Origin of the sequence: Shewanella sp. ISTPL2, assembly GCF_013283205.1 — a bacterium.
Lineage (GTDB): Bacteria > Pseudomonadota > Gammaproteobacteria > Enterobacterales > Shewanellaceae > Shewanella > Shewanella oncorhynchi.
On the sequence record NZ_JAAPAV010000001.1, the window covers coordinates 1,675,337 to 1,693,065 of the forward strand.

The following is a 17,729-nucleotide window of genomic DNA, read 5'->3' on the forward strand; positions in this document are numbered from 1 at the left end:
CTTGAGGGCAAGTTATGTGGATTAGGGGACAGGTGATAGAACGTATTGATTGGAGTGATAAGTTATTCTCATTGCGCATTGCTGCCGAGTTAGCTCCATTTATTCCAGGTCAGTTTATCAAGTTAAGTCAAATGCAAGATGATAAGCGTGTGGCTAGAGCCTACTCCTTAGTCAATTCTCCCGATAAACCCTATGCCGAGGTGCTCGCCGTTGCGGTAGAGGATGGCTTGTTATCGCCTCAATTACATAATCTTGCAATAGGCGATGAAATTGAAATTACCTCAACCGCGACTGGTTTTATGACCTTAGCTGAAATTCCTAAGGGTGAACTCCAAGGGAAGCATTTGTGGTTTTTAGCCACAGGAACAGCAGTAGGGCCATTTTTGTCTATGCTCGACACCGATGAACCTTGGGAGCGTTTTGAAAAAGTCGTGCTTGTGTATGGCGTGCGCGAGGCACAGGATTTGGCATATCTTGATAAGCTGCGTAATTTAGAACGCAAATACCCTGAACAATTTACATTAGTCTTGAGTGTGACCCGTAAACCCTTTGCCGATGCTTTGCAGTGCCGCATTCCCGAGGGGATCGTCTCGGGTGAAATCGAAAAAAAGGCAGGATTAACCTTAAACGCAGCTGACTCTCAAGTTATGATCTGCGGCAATCCGGGTATGATTAACGGTGCGCAAGCCGCTTTACTCGATAAAGGGTTAGTGAAGAATTTACGCCGTGCTCCTGGGCAAATTACCGTTGAAAAATACTGGTAATCTCAATTTTACATAGAAGGCGAGAGTAAACTTGTTTCCGTTCTTGCCCCTAAAAAGCCATAGCGTTTAATGCAAACAAAAGGAAATTTTTGATGAAGTTGTTAAGTTCTCAAGCTTCGCCCTATGCCCGTTGTGTAAGAGCCTTAATCCAGTATCTAGGGATTAACAATATTGAAGAGCAGTTAGTTAATCCCTTTGAAAACAGCGCAGAATTACTCGATGCTAACCCGTTAGGACAGATCCCGTGTCTTATTACCAACGATGGTGTAGCACTATTCGATAGTGAAGTGATCATGCGTTACCTAGATGCAGAGCTTGGCGATCGTAAGATGTTTGGGATCTCAAATAATAACTGGGTGCTGGAGTGTCAGTATTCTTTAGTTAAAGGCTTAATCGATAGCGCGGTGAAATTACGCCAAGAGCAAATGCGTGAAGAAGAAGGCGTGAGATCAGTATTTTGGACTGCACGTTTTGAACAAGCACTACTGCGCGGCCTTATGCAGATTGAGCTTCAAACTGTGATCACCCAAACCACGATTCAAGCACCGCAATTAGCTTTGATTTGCTTACTCGATTATGTGGATTTTAGACATCCAGAGCTAGATTGGCGTAAGGTTGCACCTGCGACAGCACTTTGGTTCAGTGAAATGCGTGATTTACCTGCATTTATTCAAACTCGTCCCCAATAATCCGCAGAGGATGCTCAACCGTCGGTTGCGCGTCTTCCTTTTGGCCTATCACGGCGATTTTGTTCACCAAAAGCGCCGAATAACTCACGAGTAACCCCATATTCTACTCTGCGATCATTGCCTAGTTGGCGCCTGTCTTCATGGTGTTGATAGCGGCATTGGCAGTTTGCCATAGTGCATTCTTCCATCGGAATTTCGGGCGCATCTTTCGATAAAAATCGTTTTCCAGAAAGCGCTTCAATCTGCTCACAGCAACTGCCGTTATTCACTATGCTCACACTGTGAAAACTGTGAGTTTTATTAATGCTGGGATCTGCAACTTGAGAAGAGTGTTTATGTCTTTTGGGACTAGTATTGAGTTTGAATAAGCCAAATAGCGCAATTGCGGCTACGCCTAGCAGCAAAACAGTAAACATAACGCCTCCTGAAAGCATTTTAATCAAATTAAGGTTCAGTTTAGTTTGATTTGAGATAATCTCAAATTTTCAGATTAATGCCATTAAAAACATAAAGTTAATTAGCTGCTTGCTCTCAAGTTCCGTATCTATTACTCTTGCGAAACTGATAAGCATTATCATTAATGCGTTAGTGTTCAAATTTTGCTGAACACGTCATCACTTTGGGGAGAATTCGGTAATGAAATGGGTAACTTGCGCGGCTGTTTTTGGGTTAATGTCGGTTGGGCATTCAGCGAATGCAGATGATAAATTAACCGTTTATTCTTATCGTCAAGCTTTCTTGGTGGAGCCTATCCTGACGCGTTTCACCGAAGAAACTGGCATAGGTGTGAATTTGGTATTTGCTAAAGACGGTATTGCCGAGCGTCTCGTCCGTGAAGGCCGTTTATCCCCAGCGGATCTTGTGCTGACGTCTGATTTTTCACGTTTAGTTGAATTAGTGGATAAAGATCTAACCTCTCCAGTCAAAAATCCCCTGCTAGAGAGTAATATTCCTGCGCAGTATCGCGATCCCGACGGCCAGTGGTATGCCCTGACTATGCGGGTGCGAAATCTCTATACAGCCAAGGATCGTTTAGGCCAGCAGCAATTGACCTATGAAGAATTAGCCGATCCCAAATATAAAGGAAAGATTTGTACTCGCAGTGGTAAACATCCATACAACATAGCGTTAGTAGCATCTATGATTGCTCATCACGGTGAAGCTGAGGCAAAAACTTGGTTACAAGGCGTGAAAACTAATTTAGCCCGTAAACCTCAGGGGAACGACAGGGGGCAAATTGCCGCAGTAAAAGAAGGTGTGTGTGAGATCGCCATTGGTAATAGCTACTATTACGGCAATATGTTGCAGGATCCTGAGCAAAAGGCGATTGCCGAAGCTGTGACGCTCAACTTCCCGAACCAAGCTGACCGCGGTGCCCATGTGAATGTGTCTGGTATGATACTCACTCGCCATGCGCCTAATAAAGCCAATGCGATCAAATTGATGGAGTTCTTATCCGCCGATGTGGCTCAGAAGGCCTATGCCGATGTGAATATGGAATATCCAGTGAAAGCCGATGTGGCACCTTCATCTTTAGTGGCTTCATGGGGTAAGTTTAAGTCAGATCAATTGCCCATTTTTAAGTTGGCAGAATATCACCAAGCGGCGGTTAAGCTATTAGATGAAGTGCAGTTTGATCTCTAGCTCCAGTGCTAGCGACAAAATGCAGATTTAGGTTATCAGCGCCAGTGATTGGCGCTGTGATGTTTTAAGGATTGACATGATTTTAGGATTAGCCAGAAGCTGGTCGCTTGCTGGTTATGCCGTGGCTGCCTTGCTGGTATTGCCACTATTTGCGTTGATATTTCAAGCTTTTCAGCCTGACGAAGCCGTGTTTGGGCACTTGATGGCAACGGTTCTGCCGACATATATCATTAACAGTTTATTGCTGATTTTCTGGGTGAGTCTGGGGGCGTTATTACTCGCTTTACCCTGCGCTTGGTTGATGGCTCGTTGTGAATTTGTCGGCAGGCGATATTTGCAATGGGCGCTATTATTGCCCCTCGCTATGCCTGCGTATATTGTCGCCTACGTCTATACCGATTTACTCGATTATGCGGGGCCAGTGCAGCGCGGTCTTCGTTCGATATTTGGCTGGGACTCACCGCAGGATTATTTCTTCCCCGATATTCGTACCTTAGGCGGCGCGGCGTGTATGTTGTCGCTGGTATTGTTTCCCTATATTTATCTCTTGGCGCGTACCGCTTTTATGGAGCAATCCTTAAGTTTGGCACATGCTTCGCGCATTATGGGCTGTTCACCGTGGCAAAGTTTTTGGCGTTTATCTTTGCCTATGGCAAGGCCTGCGCTCGCCGTTGGGGTGGCTTTAGTGGCGATGGAGACGGCCGCTGATTTTGCAACGGTTAACTATTTTGCCGTGCCTACCTTAACGACAGCCGTGTACGACACTTGGTTGGGTTATGGCAATTTGACCGCCGCCGCTAAGTTATCGGCGATTATCTTGCTGGTGGTATTTAGTCTGATTGGATTTGAGCGTTTTGCCCGTCGTAAACAGCAGTTATTCCAAAAACAATCACGTATACAAGCCACTGACTTGTATCGACTCTCGATGACTCAAACCTTGGTCGCACTCAGCTTTTGCGGCATGCTATTGCTATTAGCCTTTCTGTTACCTTTCGGGATTTTATTATCCTATGCCATTGGTTACTTTGAACAAAGCTGGGATAAGAGTTTTTGGCAATTGAGTCTTAACAGCCTCAGTCTAGCGCTGATCACCAGTTTACTCTGTTGCTTAATCGCCTTACTGCTTATGTTCGTTCGCCGGATAAGCCCAAGACAGAGTGATGCTTTGCCCTCACGGTTAGCTTCGACGGGCTATGCCTTACCTGGCACTGTGCTGGCTATTGGGGTATTAGTGCCTTTAACTATGTTAGATTTTGCGATTAACGATCTGGCGGATCTTGTCGGCATAGCAGGTCCTGGTCTTATCCTTACAGGCAGTGTGATGGCATTGATTTTTGCTTTTTGTGTACGTTTCGTGGCAATTGCGATTGGCAGTGTTGAAAGCAGTTATAAACGCATCTCGCCATCGCTAGACATGGTGAGCCTGACCATGGGGCAAACTCCTAGGCAACTTTTGCGGCGGGTGCATTTGCCTTTACTTGCTAAGGGATTGTTTGCGGGTGCTTTATTGGTGTTTATCGAAAGCATGAAGGAACTGCCCGCTGCGTTATTGCTGCGGCCTATCGGCTTTGAGAATCTTGCAACTTATGTATTCCAGTTTGCGTCCGATGAAAAACTCGAGCACGGCGCATTAGCTGCTATTGTGATTGTACTGGTGGGTTTAGTGCCGCTTATTTATTTAAACCGTTCATTGGAGCATCACAGCTGATGACAAGTACGCTCAAGCTTAAGCAAATTCATAGCGATTATCAGGGCCAGCAAGTACTTAAAGGTTTGAGTTTAACGCTCGCTCAAGGGGAAATCCTGGCGTTGTTAGGCCCAAGCGGTTGTGGCAAGACGACCTTATTACGTGCGGTTGCTGGATTACAGGCCATAAGCCAAGGTGAAATCCAGATTAATGGCCGCATAGTGAGTGGCAATAGCCAGTTTGTACCTAGTGAGCAGCGCGGCATCGGCATGATTTTTCAAGACTATGCGCTTTTCCCTCATTTGACTGTGGCGGAAAATATCCTCTTTGGGGTGGCTAGATTGTCGGGCGCAGAACGTCAGGCACGTTTGGATGAAATGCTAGCCTTGGTCAAACTTGAAGGGTTGGCACAGCGTTATCCCCATGAATTATCTGGCGGTCAGCAGCAGCGAGTTTCGATTGCGCGGGCACTTGCCTATGAGCCGCAATTATTGCTGCTCGATGAGCCTTTTTCTAATATTGATGCCCAAGTGCGTTACGAGATGATGGCGGAAATTCGCAGCATCTTAAAACAGCGTAATGTCAGCGCGGTGTTTGTTACTCATAGCAAGGATGAAGCCTTTGTATTTGCAGATACTTTAGCCATCTTTAATCAAGGCATCATAGTGCAGCATGGTAGTGCCGAAGCTTTATATGCCGCCCCAAACAGCCGCTATGTGGCGGACTTTTTAGGTAGCGGTAATTACTTACCTGCAGCAGTGTTTGATGGGCACAGTGTTGTCACTCCCATAGGTCATTTAACGAGCCTCACGCCATTAAATTTGCCGAGCGAGTTCAGCGGAACAGTATTCTTGCGACCACAGCAATTGACGCTCAGCGCCGATGAACAGGGCGTTGGTACTATCACTGAGCGACGTTTCTTAGGCGCCTTTTGTCATTATTGGGTCAAAATTGAGGCCGCTTCCCATGCTTATTATGTGGAGGTGCGTAGCCAAATGATGCAGCTAAGTATCGGTCAAAAGGTTGGGGTAACGACTGAGCCGCATTCGCTTGTGCTGTTTGAATCTTCAGCATATTCAAACTGTGGGGACCCAATCTAAGCGATGAGTATTTATTCAATGCTGATATAGCATAGCCAACTAAAGTACGACATTTTTGCTTACGTTAAACTTGGGTCTATGCGGTATTGGTTGGTGATATTTTCGACCATCCTTGCTACTTTTATCCTCCGGTTTTGGAGGAATTATGATAAAAACAATAAATTCAATTTGCACCCTCGTTATTGTAGCAACGGCAATATCGTCTTCAGGAGTGATGGCCATGGATAGGATCACAGGTAAAGCCTTCGCAACGCGATCAGAAGTGTATGCAACCCAAGGGATGGCGGCGACCAGTCAGCCTTTAGCCACGCAAGTCGCTATTGATATACTCAAACAGGGCGGCAGTGCGGTCGATGCAGCGATTGCCGCTAACGCTATGTTAGGATTAGTCGAGCCAACGGGCTCGGGTGTCGGCGGGGACTTATTTGCTATCGTTTGGAGCGCAAAAGATAAACGCCTCTATGGTCTAAATGCATCGGGGCGCAGTCCCAAATCCTTAAGTTTAGAAAAGCTTAAATCCCTCGGATTAGACTATTTACCGCCGCTTGGACCTTTGCCGGTTTCTGTACCGGGCACTGTGGACGGTTGGTATGAGCTGCATAATAAGTTTGGTAAATTAGCTATGGCTGATAACCTCGCGCCTGCCATTCATTACGCCCGTGATGGTTTCCCTGTGTCAGAGTTGATTGCCTATTACCTTGATGGCAGTGGTAAAAAACTGGCTAAATTCCCCGGTTTTAAAGAAACCTATATGCCTAATGGTAAGATGCCTACCGTAGGGGAAATCTTTAAAAATCCCGCGCTTGCTAACACCTATGAGAAAATTGCAAAGGGCGGCCGCGATGCTTTCTATAAAGGTGATATTGCCAAAAGTATTGATAAGTACATGAAATCCCAAGGTGGTTATTTAAGTTATGATGACTTAGCGAGCCATACTAGCGACTGGATAGATCCCGTTTCGGTGAACTACCGTGGTTACGATGTGTGGGAACTGCCACCTAATGGTCAAGGCATTGCGGCGCTACAAATCTTAAAAACTATGGAGCCCTTTAATGTGGCTGCCATGGGCTTTAATAGTCCTGAATATGTTCATCTATTTGTCGAAGCAAAGAAACTCGCCTTTGCCGACAGAGCTAAGTTTTATGCCGACATGGCCTTTAATAAAGTGCCCGTTACTGAGCTTATCTCACAGAAATATAACTATGATCGCGCTAAGTTAATTGACCCTACAAAAGCCGCCAAGAGTGTCGATGCGGGTAATCCAGCGTTGCAACATGGCGATACTGTGTACCTGACTACCGCTGACAAAGATGGCAACATGGTGTCACTCATTCAGAGTAATTACCGTGGTATGGGGTCAGGGATGACACCACCGGATCTCGGCTTTGTGCTGCAAGACCGCGGGCAAATGTTTGATTTAACGGAAGGGCGTTTTAATACCTACGCACCGGGCAAGCGTCCATTCCATACCATTATTCCGGCTTTTGTGACCAAAGACGGTAAACCTTGGCTGAGCTTTGGGGTGATGGGCGGCGCGACTCAGCCACAAATGCACGCGCAGATTGTAATGAATCTGATTGATTTTAAAATGAACTTGCAAGAAGCGGGCGATGCCCCCAGAATTTTGCATATGGGGTCAACCGAGCCCACAGGCGAAGTGATGAAGGATGGCGGCTACGTCAGTTTGGAATCAGGTTTTCCGGTAGAAACCCGTCGTGAGTTGATTAAGAAAGGCCATGTACTGCGTGATGGACTTGGGGAGTTTGGTGGCTATCAAGCCATTGGATTTAATGCCGAAACCGGCGTATATCGTGCGGCCTCTGAGAGTCGCAAGGATGGTCACGCCGCAGGCTATTAACACTAAGATAAATGCTAAGGTAAACTCAACACTGAGTGAACCTGACGTCATTGATTCGATTTAACTGATTGGCGAGACTTTAATGGTCTCGTCAATTTTTATGTTTAAGGGTCTGGGGTGGGATAATGCTCCGCTATTGGCATTATCATAAACAGATCAGAGCAAACTGTGCGTTAGTTAATGTCATTTTTAGGTAAAGTTGCGGATAATATTGCCGAAAATGAATTTAGAAAAAGGGTGATAACCAAATGGATATTCAAAATATGCCGCGTGAACAGTTGGGTGTGTGTGCTGAGGGGAACTTACACAGTGTCTATTTGATGTTTAATGCCAATGACAATGTCGAGTCGCAATTACGTCCCTGTCTTGCCAACGTTGCGCAGTATATTTATGAGCTGACAGATCAATATTCCGACAGTGCATTCAATGGTTTTGTTGGTATTGGTGCTAATTATTGGGATAGCCTCTATCCTACTGCTCGCCCAGAACTGCTCAAACCTTTCCCTGCGATGCAAGTGGGCAGTCGTGAAGCGCCTGCAATTGAATATGATTTATTCGTGCATATTCGCAGTGATCGTTACGACATTCTGCATTTAGTGGCTAATGAAATCAGCCAAATGTTTGAAGACTTAGTGGAATTAGTTGAAGAAGAGCGTGGCTTTAGATTTATGGATAGCCGTGATTTAACCGGCTTTGTCGATGGTACCGAAAACCCTAAGGGGCGCCACCGCCAGGAAGTGGCACTTGTGGGTGATGAGGATCCTGAGTTTAAGGGTGGCAGCTATATTCATGTGCAAAAATATGCCCATAACTTAAGTAAGTGGCATAGGTTACCAGTTAAAAAACAAGAAGATATTATCGGCCGTACTAAGCAAGATAATATCGAGTATGAATCTGAAGATAAGCCACTGACCAGCCATATCAAGCGCGTTAATCTTAAAGATGCCGATGGTAAGTCAATGGAGATCCTGCGTCAGAGTATGCCCTATGGTTCGCTGAAGGAGCAGGGATTAATGTTTATCTCTAACTGCCGCACGCCAGAACATTTTGAAAAGATGCTGCATAGCATGATGTTTGGTGATGGCGCAGGCAATCATGATCACTTGATGCATTTTACTAAGGCGATGACAGGTTCATCTTTCTTTGCCCCTGCACTGGATTTTATGCTGCAGTTCGACGAATAAGCTTTCTATAATCAAGCCGAATTAGTATCAATCGAGACGCACTTAAGCTAACGCCTAAGTGCGTTTTTTATGCTAATGCGCGGGAACCCATTTTTTGATATCGAGCTGCCATTGCAGGGCGGTGAAATCGATAAAAGCGCGCACTAGATTTTGCTGATAACTGCGGGACAAATATACCGCCCACAAGGTTTGGCCTGGTGTCGTAAATTCGGGTAGGACCTCTTTGAGTTGACCACTGGCAAGGTATTGGTTAGCTAAGTCACAGGGTAAACGCACTATGCCATGTCCACGTAGCGCCGCACTGACCAACACTCCCATATCGTTAGCCCTAAGATTCCCTGTAACTTTGACGTGCTCGGCTTGCAGTTCTTTTAGAAAAGGCCAGTTTTGTTGCGCTGAGTGTATGAGGCAGTTGTGGGCCAACAGATCAATGGGTTCGAGGAGTGGCGTTGCGCTATCAAGATAGCTCGGTGCCGCGCAAAGTACTGCATCTATGGTCATCAAACGCCGAGCTATGAGATTCTCATCGGGTTGCTCGGTATAACGTAGCGCCACGTCGACTCTCTCATCTACCAATTGTGCAAAACTGTCCGACATCACCAGTTGAATGTTGACCTTAGGATGAATTTTAATAAAGCGATCGACGACATCAAACAGACTGTGCTGCCCAAGGCCAATAGGTGTAGCGATACGAATACTGCCTACCAGTTCACTGTTATGGCTGTGGGCACGGCTCTCCATGGCAGCAACTTCACTTAAGATCCGCTGGCAAAATTGTAGCGCTTCCTCACCCTGCAAAGTCAAGCTGGCGCTGCGCGTGGTGCGGTGTAATAAGCGTAAACTCAACCACTGCTCCACTTCTTGAATATGACGGGAAACCTGCAGGCGGCTGAGGTCTAAATGTTCGGCAGCTTTGGTAAAGCTGCCACAGTTTGCGACTTCGACGAAACTGCGTATTGCGGCAATTTTATCCACATTAGTATCCTATATTGAAACAATCATGCTCAATTATTGATGTTTATTAGGTGAAAAACTGCAAGTAAACTGGATCCAATGTAAATCATCTGGGTGGGACAATGAAATGAAAATCGCAATTTTAGGTGCAACGGGTTGGATTGGTGGTGCAATTTTAAAAGAAGCACAGAGTCGTGGACATAAAGTGATAGCGTTAGTGCGTGACTCAAGCAAGTTATCCGTGGCTGACGTAGTAGTACGTGCCGTGGATTTAGAGCAGCCATTGGTCGCCGATACCTTTGCTGGCGTAGATGTCGTGATTGCCGCTGTTGGTGGCCGCGCCCAACAAAATCATGGTCTAGTGGCGAGTACGGTTCAGCATTTACTGGATGTGCTGCCTAACGCTAACGTGCCACGTTTATTGTGGGTCGGTGGTGCTGGGAGTTTAGAAGTGGCGCCGGGTGTGGCGCTGGTCTCTAGCCCAGATTTCCCCGCAGCATATAAAGATGAGGCGTTAGCTCAGGGTGAAGCCTTGAAGGTATTCCGTGAGGCACAAACGGCAATCAATTGGACCTTTGTGAGCCCAGCGGCTGAGATTTATCCCGGTGAGAGTGAAGGCCCGTACCGTCTTGGTGGCGACAGCTTCTTTACCGATGCTAATGGTCAAAGCCGTATCTCTGTAACCGATTACGCAAAAGCCATGGTAGATGAAGCCGAAAAGAGTGCTCACCCAAACCAGCGCATCAGTGTGGCTTACTGATATCGTTATAGTTGAGTTAGATATTGTGAGTTAGATATTGTGAGTTAGATATTGTGCTTGAATGTGTAACGTAATCGGGACAATGGCCAAATAACCAGCGCGGTATTGCACTTCAAAATGTATTGATAAAATAGAACAGGTCAGCTCACTGACCTGTTTTTTTATTCTGCGTAATTGAATAAAGATTTGATGGTTTCTAAGGTATCGGCGATATCTTGGATGCTCGATGGGCAAATGAAGATAGTGTCATCACCGGCAATCGTACCCAAAATGCCTTCTGGTTTACCGATAGAATCCAACAAGCGGGCAATCAGCTGCGCGGCACCTGGGCTAGTTCGCACGACGATCATAGCTTGGTTGTGATCGACGTCGAGTACCAAATTCTTCAGTGGGCTACCCGCGGTGGGTACGCCTAATTCGGCTGGTAAGCAATACACCATCTCTTGCTTAGCGTTGCGAGTCCGCACTGCGCCGAACTTGCTGAGCATGCGTGACACTTTTGATTGGTTAATATTACCAAAGCCTTCAGCTTGCAAGGCGGTGACGATTTCACTCTGAGAGCCAAAGCGCTCTTCTTTTAAAATCGACTTAAAAATTCTAACAAGGTCATCCTGATTCTTGGTCGTTTGCATAATATTATTATTCGTTATTCAAAAAAACAGGCCCATTTTGAATATTTTTAGAAAAATTGTCAACAAATAACCAGATTGGTTGAATAAAAATTCACTAAGCCCTAGTGGTTAAGCATTTGCTGGGGGCGTAAAAATCCCAATTTGAGTAATTGTTCTACATTGCTTCTACGTTATTCCGGAATTCTTTTGTCCCACGACTAAGGGATAATTGAAATTGTTGTGACATTCCAGTAATGTGACGCCAACGCAAATTAGATCCATGTCACACATATCCGAGAAATAACGGAGATAACTATGAAAGTTGCTGTACTTGGTGCTGCTGGTGGTATCGGCCAGGCTCTTGCCCTACTGTTAAAAACTCAATTGCCTGCGGGTTCACAATTGTCTCTATATGATATCGCACCGGTAACTCCGGGTGTTGCGGTTGACTTGAGCCACATTCCAACTGCTGTTGAAATCAAAGGTTTTGCTGGTGAAGATCCAACGCCTGCCCTAGTGGGTGCTGACGTTGTTCTAATTTCTGCTGGTGTTGCACGTAAGCCTGGTATGGATCGTTCAGATCTGTTCAATATCAATGCCGGTATCGTTCGCAACCTGATCGAAAAAGTAGCGGCAACTTGCCCTACGGCTTTGGTTGGCATTATCACTAACCCAGTTAACACGACTGTGGCTATCGCTGCAGAAGTGATGAAAAAAGCGGGTGTTTACGATAAAAACCGTCTGTTCGGTATCACGACTCTAGACGTGATCCGTTCTGAAACTTTCATCGCCGAATTAAAAGGCCTGAACGTTGCTGACGTTAAAGTTAATGTGATCGGCGGCCACAGCGGCGTGACCATTCTGCCATTACTGTCTCAAGTTGAAGGCGCGACTTTCACTGACGAAGAAGTGGCAAGTTTGACGACTCGCATCCAAAACGCGGGTACAGAAGTGGTTGAAGCTAAAGCCGGTGGCGGTAGCGCGACTCTGTCTATGGGTCAAGCGGCTTGCCGTTTTGGTCTGTCTCTGGTTCGTGGTCTGCAAGGCGAAGCTAACATCGTTGAATGCGCCTATGTTGACGGCGGCAGCGAGCATGCAGAATTCTTCGCACAACCTGTGCTGTTAGGCAAAAATGGTATTGAAAAAGTACTGCCTTACGGTGAAGTGAGTGCATTCGAAGCTAACGCTCGTGATTCTATGTTAGATACGCTGAAAGGCGATATCAAACTAGGCGTTGATTTCGTTAAATAATATTTCGGATAATCTTTTTAGATTATGACGAATTAAAAACGGAGCCATGAGCTCCGTTTTTTTATGCCTGGGTTTTACACTTTACCAAGCTAATTCAGCGGCGCTTAGTGGGAATTTGGCAGTTATCATCGCAGCGGGCTTTGCCCGTCAGTAAATAAGAGATGCGATATCTGTTTTTTGCGAATCTGAGATAGCACCAATCGGCGACAGTTTTTATCACGGGCATGCGTAACAGTTGGATCCAAGCGCGCGTCCCTGTCAGTGCCCACGCTTTACAAGTGACATCTAACCCGAGTAATACTTCGCCCGTTGCGGTTTCACCGTGAAGAATAGTATTGGCGTAGTCTCTATCGATATGGCTGAAGCGCTCACTAAAGTCTGGCGCATTTAAATCCTCAAGCGCAATCAAGTTCTTCGGATCGCGCGCTTTCAGTTGACGCATTTCGGCGCTACATAATGGACAATTCCCATCGTAAAAAATCCGCAGTTCCATCGGTATTACCTCTGATGACTTGATCACAATACTTGGTCTAAGCTCTTGGCTTGAGTACTTAAGCTTGGTTTTCTTCTACCCTATACGCAGAATAAAGGGTTTTAGATCGAAGCGATTGTAGAACGGATCAGCATCTCATTTGGCTTTTTGTTAGGTTAAATTCAAATGAGTGCAGTAACATCTTGGTTATTCATCAGTTTAACTTGATTGCTGACTTTTAAGTGAACAAGGTAAAGCCTGACAAATAACGACTCAAAAGGATAGGTATGACATCTCCCATCATTATCACAGGCGTGGGTAAACGCATAGGTTACGCCTTAGCCAAACATTTTCTCGCCCAAGGTCAGCGTGTGATTGGTACTTATCGCAGCCATTACGCTAGCATCGATGAGCTTAACGCTTTAGGTGCGACTCTGTATCCCTGTGATTTTTATGACGATGCCCAAGTGCAATCCTTAATTGCTGAGTTAGCTAAATTGCCGCAAATTCGTGCCATTATTCACAATGCCTCTGACTGGCTGCCGGATCCTGTGCTTACAAAGAATGAGTCTTTAAAGAGTACCACTTTTGCGCCGAGCGAAGTGATGCAGCGGATGATGCAAGTGCATGTGAGCGTACCCTATCAGTTGAACTTGGCCTTAGAGGCGCAGCTGCGTGCGGCTGCTGGCGATGAAATCGGCGGCAGTGATGTGATTCATATTACTGACTATGTGGCAGAGAAGGGCAGTCAGAAGCATATCGCCTATGCCGCCAGTAAAGCCGCACTGCACAATATGACGCTATCCTTTGCCGCCAAATTTGCGCCCGAGGTCAAAGTGAATTCGATTGCGCCAGCGATGATCCTATTTAATGCGGGTGATGACGCTGCCTATCAGCAAAAAACCTTAGCCAAAGCGCTGTTGCCGAAAGAGGCGGGAAATGAGGAAATTATCGATTTAGTGGAATATCTGCTGAATAGCCACTACGTCACCGGTCGTTGCCATAATGTTGATGGTGGCCGGCATTTGAAATAAAGACGAATATAGAACGGCCTGCGGCCTCTAGAGCGCCATTGCATGGCTCTAGAATCTAGATTCAAGAAGAAGTCGTTATGGAGCGACGCTCTGCTTTTTCTAGCAGCGCCGCGCCCTAGCTTCTAGTTTCTCGATCCTACTTTTTCAAAACGTCAGTACCCGACTTGGGGTGATGATGAACGGTAAAGGCACATCCCAATGTTCGCAAGGTAAACTCGTCACTTGCTGACAGTCGTGGGCGTAACCCATAGGCAAAGGTTTACCTTTGAGCTGCCAGTTCGCCAGTGTCCTATCGTAATAGCCGCCGCCCATGCCCATGCGATTCCCCATTAAATCAAAAGCCACTAAGGGCGTGATAACCACATCTAGCTCAGTTACTGGGATAATGGCGCGCACATCTAACTTAGGTTCTAAGATGCCGAATTGATTCGCCTGCATCGGCGTGTCTGCGGTGTAATGCAGGAATAACAGTTGCCCAGCATTGAAGGGATGCAACCTTGGCAGATAGGTGTGAATGCCCAATTGCCACAGCGCAGCGATCAGCGGCGGCGTGGCGAGTTCGCCATCGTGGGTGAGATATAATGCCACATGTTGCGCTTTGTTGGCCTGCAATGCATCGAGCATTCGCTGGCAGGCGTTTAAACTTGCTTGGGTTTGTTCTATTTCGGAGAGAGATTTACGGGCGGTGCGAATGGCTTTGCGTAACAGATTGCGGCTTTCTTTTGTATGGAGTGCGATATTTGCCGCATAGTTTGCGACATCTACGGCATCAGCGACTTCTACGGCAAGTTGCGCCGTGTCGCTTTGGGGATTCAAATGAGAAAGTTTGGAAGATGTAGACATAGAATTAAGATGCTCCCCAGAATGCCGCTACCGGTGTAGCCCTTGAACCGTAGGTTCAAGGCGGGTAAATGATTACCTCCTAAGGCTTCTCGGTACAAGCCGAGCATGCACAATGTCAGTAAAGCATTCACCCTGAGATAAAAATTATCGGCACAGGGACATTACCAGTTGGCATGCATCCCAGGGAGCAAAACGGTATTGAATCGCTAAAGCATTGGTTTATTTAAATAAGCCAGTTTAGCCATTCACTGTGCGTCAGTTGGTTTAACTCAATGAGTGCTAAATCACTAAGGTGCACAGTTTAAATCTATTTAGTTGAACGCTCAACTAAGGCACTTTCGAGGGTCGACTGCAGCAAGCTGATCCTGTCGTCCATTTGTTGCATGTAGTGCTTATTTTTTTGCTTTTCTTGGAACAACTCGTGTCCAATATTCAGCGCCGCCATGATCGCAATTTCTTCACGGCTTAGGCTATTGGTTCGGGTTTTTAACGCGCTGAGTTGTTGTTCAACTCCCAACGCTACCGTACGTAAGGCATCCTCTTGACCTTTCGGGCAAGCGATAGAGTAGGTGCGCCCAAGTAGGGTAATTTCAACAGCACTGTTACTCATGTCGCGGGTGATCCTTTCGTTAGCCTCTTAGGGCGGACTATATAGGGCTGATCTTAAAAGTGCAAGGTAAGCCGCAAATGGATTGGTCTTTGACGGTTTTGTTTGCTGTTTGTGTGAGCAGTTGGATAGTTTTTTATCAGGGCGTGGCCGATTTCGCCATTATTGGGATTCAGTATTGGTTCAAGTCTTTATCTCTGCTAGCATTGCTGCTGGAAAAATCTTATTGGGATCTGATATGGCAACCCCTCCTTCGTTACGTATCGACAGCTTAAAACTCGCCTTAGATGCGGCTGAAATCGGCCAGCATCCGGTAGAAGTTCACGGTGCTTTAGTCGGTTTAATCTGCGGTGGTGTAGAGCAAACTGGCGACACTTGGATCAAGCCTTTATTCGACCTGATGAACGATGGTCAACCTTTGCCAGCGCAGTTGCACCAATTAGTGTGTGATTTGTTTAACGATTCAGTGACGCGTTTAGTGGATTTTGAATTTGGTTTCATGCCGCTGTTGCCCGAAGAAGAAGAGCCGCTCAGCCAACGTGTTGAAGCCTTGTCTCTGTGGACCCAGAGTTTTTTGACTGGCATGGCGATTATTCAGCCGAAACTGAATCAAGCCTCGGCAGAAGTACGTGAAGTGATCAAAGACTTGGCGGAAATTGCCCAAGTGGAATTTGATGTTGCCGACGATGAAGAATCCGAAGCCGCTTACACTGAATTACTCGAGTTTGTACGTATTGCAGCCATCATGTGTTACTCGGAGTTTGGTCCTGAGCTTCCCCATGGCGAGGCTGACGATACTGCGGTGGTGCATTAATTTACCGCGGTTGTTTAATGTTCAATAAGTTAACACAGTAGTGGCTTCATTAGATGTCAAAGGTGGGCAAACCTGCCTTTGAGTCCATAGCACTGGTGTTTTTGAGTGCATAGCATTGATGTTTACATCTTTTATGTTTACATGCCTTAGTGTTATGCCAAAGCTTGAATGAGATCCCCATGACGGCCACAAATCACATGGATACTTCAGTTCAACACGTCGACATCGCAATTGTAGGCGGTGCGATGGCGGGGGCGACCCTAGCGTTAGCTCTCGCGCGTCTTTCTCTATCCGCAGCTCGGCCACTTTCTATCGCCTTAATCGAAGCGCACCTTCCCGATAAGCAACACCCCGGGTTCGATGCCCGCTCTATTGCTATCGCCCACGGTTCTATTTTCGAATTATCCCGTTTAGGTTTATGGCAAAAGCTCGCCCATTTGGGCACGGCGATTGAAAATATCCATGTGTCGGATCGCGGCCACTTTGGCATGACAGAACTCAATGCGGCGCAGTTTCATTTAGATGCCCTAGGCCAAGTGGTTGAGCTTGAACGGGTTGGCCAAGTGCTGTTTAACGAGTTGAATAAGAGTAATGTCAAACTCTATTGCCCCGCCAAGCTTGCCCAAGTTGAACCCGCCGTTGAAGGTCACACCTTAGTGCTCGATACGGGCGAGCGAATTCAAGCCAAACTTGTGGTTGCCGCAGATGGTTTGCAATCCAAAGTGCGCAGCAGTTTTAATTTGCCCGTGACTCAAGTGGCCTTCGAACAAACGGCCATTATTGCCAATATTCAAACTGCCGATTTGCCAACCAATAGGCCTCACAAACATTGGGCCTATGAGCGCTTTACCCAAACAGGTCCCTTAGCGTTGTTGCCTATGGCCGATATTCAAGGTCAACCTCGCTTTTCTCTCGTGTGGGCGCTCGATGATGCGCGGGCTAAACAGATGCAAGACGCGCCTAAGGCTGAGTTTTTAGCGGCGCTGCAACAGGCCTTTGGTTATCGTGCAGGCACGTTTATCGATGTCAGCGCGCGCCATGCGTATCCGCTTAATTTGTCCTATATGCCAAGGCCAATTCATCACAGATGCGTGTTTATCGGCAATGCGGCGCAGACACTGCATCCGATTGCGGGGCAAGGGTTTAACTTAGGGTTGAGGGATGTGGTGAGTTTGCTCGAGGTGATCCAAACGGCGCTAGCTCAGGGTGACGATATCGGCTCCGCTGCTGTGACCCATGCGTACCTTAATGCCCGCGAGCACGACAGAAACAGCACTATTCGAAATATCGAATTTTTAGTCCGTGGCTTTTCAAACCAATATTGGCCGATGGCGCTGGGTCGTAACGTAGGATTACGGCTCTTGTCTTGGTTTCCGCCACTGAAAACCCCCGTCGCTCAAAAGGCAATGGGCTGGAAATAACTCCGCAATTTACTGGTATCGCAACGCGAAAAGGAT

The 17,729-nt window shown here is 46.6% G+C and carries 18 protein-coding genes and 1 other RNA gene; 12 read left to right on the forward strand and 7 right to left on the reverse strand.

The features are described from left to right. Positions 1 to 14: 14 nt before the first annotated feature. Together HUB64_RS07525 and HUB64_RS07530 are read left to right on the forward strand one after the other, a co-directional pair. Positions 15 to 764: a ferredoxin--NADP reductase gene (locus tag HUB64_RS07525; protein ID WP_105250220.1), complete on the forward strand. Its 750-nt coding sequence runs from the start codon at positions 15 to 17 to the stop codon at positions 762 to 764. Positions 765 to 856: 92 nt separating this feature from the next. Then, positions 857 to 1,453 (forward strand): glutathione S-transferase N-terminal domain-containing protein, encoded by a 597-nt coding sequence (locus tag HUB64_RS07530; RefSeq protein ID WP_131525196.1) that lies wholly within the window; start codon positions 857 to 859, stop codon positions 1,451 to 1,453. 14 nt (positions 1,454 to 1,467) lie between these two features. Here HUB64_RS07530 and HUB64_RS07535 read toward each other — a convergent pair whose 3' ends face one another. After that, positions 1,468 to 1,869 carry a hypothetical protein gene (locus tag HUB64_RS07535; RefSeq protein ID WP_113939102.1) on the reverse strand — a complete coding sequence of 134 codons (402 nt, stop codon included), beginning with the start codon at positions 1,867 to 1,869 and terminating at the stop codon, positions 1,468 to 1,470. Between the two features lie 220 nt (positions 1,870 to 2,089). On the opposite strand from HUB64_RS07535, the gene HUB64_RS07540 reads away from it, so the two are divergent. From HUB64_RS07540 to HUB64_RS07560, 5 genes are all read left to right on the forward strand, one after another. After that, entirely contained in the window at positions 2,090 to 3,097 is a 1,008-nt protein-coding gene (locus HUB64_RS07540; RefSeq protein WP_173496715.1) for a Fe(3+) ABC transporter substrate-binding protein, read from the forward strand. 76 nt (positions 3,098 to 3,173) lie between these two features. Next, positions 3,174 to 4,805 carry an iron ABC transporter permease gene (locus tag HUB64_RS07545; protein WP_173247444.1) on the forward strand — a complete coding sequence of 544 codons (1,632 nt, stop codon included), beginning with the start codon at positions 3,174 to 3,176 and terminating at the stop codon, positions 4,803 to 4,805. Beyond that, on the forward strand, positions 4,805 to 5,884 hold the full coding sequence (locus HUB64_RS07550; protein ID WP_173496716.1) for an ABC transporter ATP-binding protein: 1,080 nt from the start codon (positions 4,805 to 4,807) through the stop codon (positions 5,882 to 5,884). The genes HUB64_RS07545 and HUB64_RS07550 overlap by 1 nt, the downstream gene beginning before the upstream one ends. Before the next feature lie 145 nt (positions 5,885 to 6,029). After that, positions 6,030 to 7,742, forward strand: coding sequence for a gamma-glutamyltransferase (gene ggt / locus HUB64_RS07555; RefSeq protein WP_173496717.1), 1,713 nt, complete (start codon positions 6,030 to 6,032; stop codon positions 7,740 to 7,742). Between the two features lie 248 nt (positions 7,743 to 7,990). Then, positions 7,991 to 8,926 (forward strand): Dyp-type peroxidase, encoded by a 936-nt coding sequence (locus HUB64_RS07560; protein WP_173496718.1) that lies wholly within the window; start codon positions 7,991 to 7,993, stop codon positions 8,924 to 8,926. A 72-nt stretch (positions 8,927 to 8,998) separates the two neighbouring features. Here the strand turns inward: HUB64_RS07560 and HUB64_RS07565 are convergent, their stop codons facing one another. Beyond that, positions 8,999 to 9,901 (reverse strand): LysR family transcriptional regulator, encoded by a 903-nt coding sequence (locus tag HUB64_RS07565; RefSeq protein WP_113939097.1) that lies wholly within the window; start codon positions 9,899 to 9,901, stop codon positions 8,999 to 9,001. A 106-nt stretch (positions 9,902 to 10,007) separates the two neighbouring features. Here HUB64_RS07565 and HUB64_RS07570 point away from each other — a divergent pair, with 106 nt between their 5' ends. After that, a complete protein-coding gene (locus tag HUB64_RS07570) occupies positions 10,008 to 10,640 on the forward strand; it encodes an NAD(P)-dependent oxidoreductase (RefSeq protein WP_173496719.1) in 633 nt (210 codons plus the stop codon). A gap of 161 nt (positions 10,641 to 10,801) precedes the next feature. On the opposite strand, the gene argR is transcribed toward HUB64_RS07570, so the two are convergent. Beyond that, the gene (argR, locus tag HUB64_RS07575; RefSeq protein WP_006080175.1) at positions 10,802 to 11,272 is read right to left on the reverse strand and encodes a transcriptional regulator ArgR; all 471 of its coding nucleotides are present in this window, start codon (positions 11,270 to 11,272) and stop codon (positions 10,802 to 10,804) included. Positions 11,273 to 11,566: 294 nt separating this feature from the next. Between argR and mdh the strand changes: the two genes are divergently transcribed. After that, on the forward strand, positions 11,567 to 12,502 hold the full coding sequence (gene mdh, locus HUB64_RS07580) for a malate dehydrogenase (protein ID WP_105250210.1): 936 nt from the start codon (positions 11,567 to 11,569) through the stop codon (positions 12,500 to 12,502). Between the two features lie 94 nt (positions 12,503 to 12,596). Here mdh and HUB64_RS07585 read toward each other — a convergent pair whose 3' ends face one another. After that, complete coding sequence (locus HUB64_RS07585; protein WP_173496720.1) at positions 12,597 to 12,995, reverse strand: thiol-disulfide oxidoreductase DCC family protein; 399 nt, start codon at positions 12,993 to 12,995, stop codon at positions 12,597 to 12,599. 266 nt (positions 12,996 to 13,261) lie between these two features. Between HUB64_RS07585 and folM the strand changes: the two genes are divergently transcribed. Beyond that, positions 13,262 to 14,008, forward strand: coding sequence for a dihydromonapterin reductase (folM, locus tag HUB64_RS07590; RefSeq protein ID WP_173496721.1), 747 nt, complete (start codon positions 13,262 to 13,264; stop codon positions 14,006 to 14,008). Positions 14,009 to 14,152: 144 nt separating this feature from the next. Here folM and HUB64_RS07595 read toward each other — a convergent pair whose 3' ends face one another. From HUB64_RS07595 to HUB64_RS07605, 3 genes are all read right to left on the reverse strand, one after another. Further along, positions 14,153 to 14,851, reverse strand: coding sequence for a 5-formyltetrahydrofolate cyclo-ligase (locus HUB64_RS07595; RefSeq protein ID WP_173496722.1), 699 nt, complete (start codon positions 14,849 to 14,851; stop codon positions 14,153 to 14,155). Positions 14,852 to 14,860: 9 nt separating this feature from the next. Continuing rightward, a non-coding RNA gene (ssrS, locus tag HUB64_RS07600) (6S RNA) lies at positions 14,861 to 15,041 on the reverse strand. A 117-nt stretch (positions 15,042 to 15,158) separates the two neighbouring features. Further along, positions 15,159 to 15,461 (reverse strand): cell division protein ZapA, encoded by a 303-nt coding sequence (locus HUB64_RS07605; protein WP_105250206.1) that lies wholly within the window; start codon positions 15,459 to 15,461, stop codon positions 15,159 to 15,161. A gap of 235 nt (positions 15,462 to 15,696) precedes the next feature. On the opposite strand from HUB64_RS07605, the gene HUB64_RS07610 reads away from it, so the two are divergent. Together HUB64_RS07610 and ubiH are read left to right on the forward strand one after the other, a co-directional pair. Beyond that, positions 15,697 to 16,272: a UPF0149 family protein gene (locus tag HUB64_RS07610; RefSeq protein WP_105252998.1), complete on the forward strand. Its 576-nt coding sequence runs from the start codon at positions 15,697 to 15,699 to the stop codon at positions 16,270 to 16,272. Between the two features lie 179 nt (positions 16,273 to 16,451). Then, a complete protein-coding gene (gene ubiH / locus HUB64_RS07615; RefSeq protein WP_173496723.1) occupies positions 16,452 to 17,693 on the forward strand; it encodes a 2-octaprenyl-6-methoxyphenyl hydroxylase in 1,242 nt (413 codons plus the stop codon). Positions 17,694 to 17,729 lie beyond the last annotated feature (36 nt).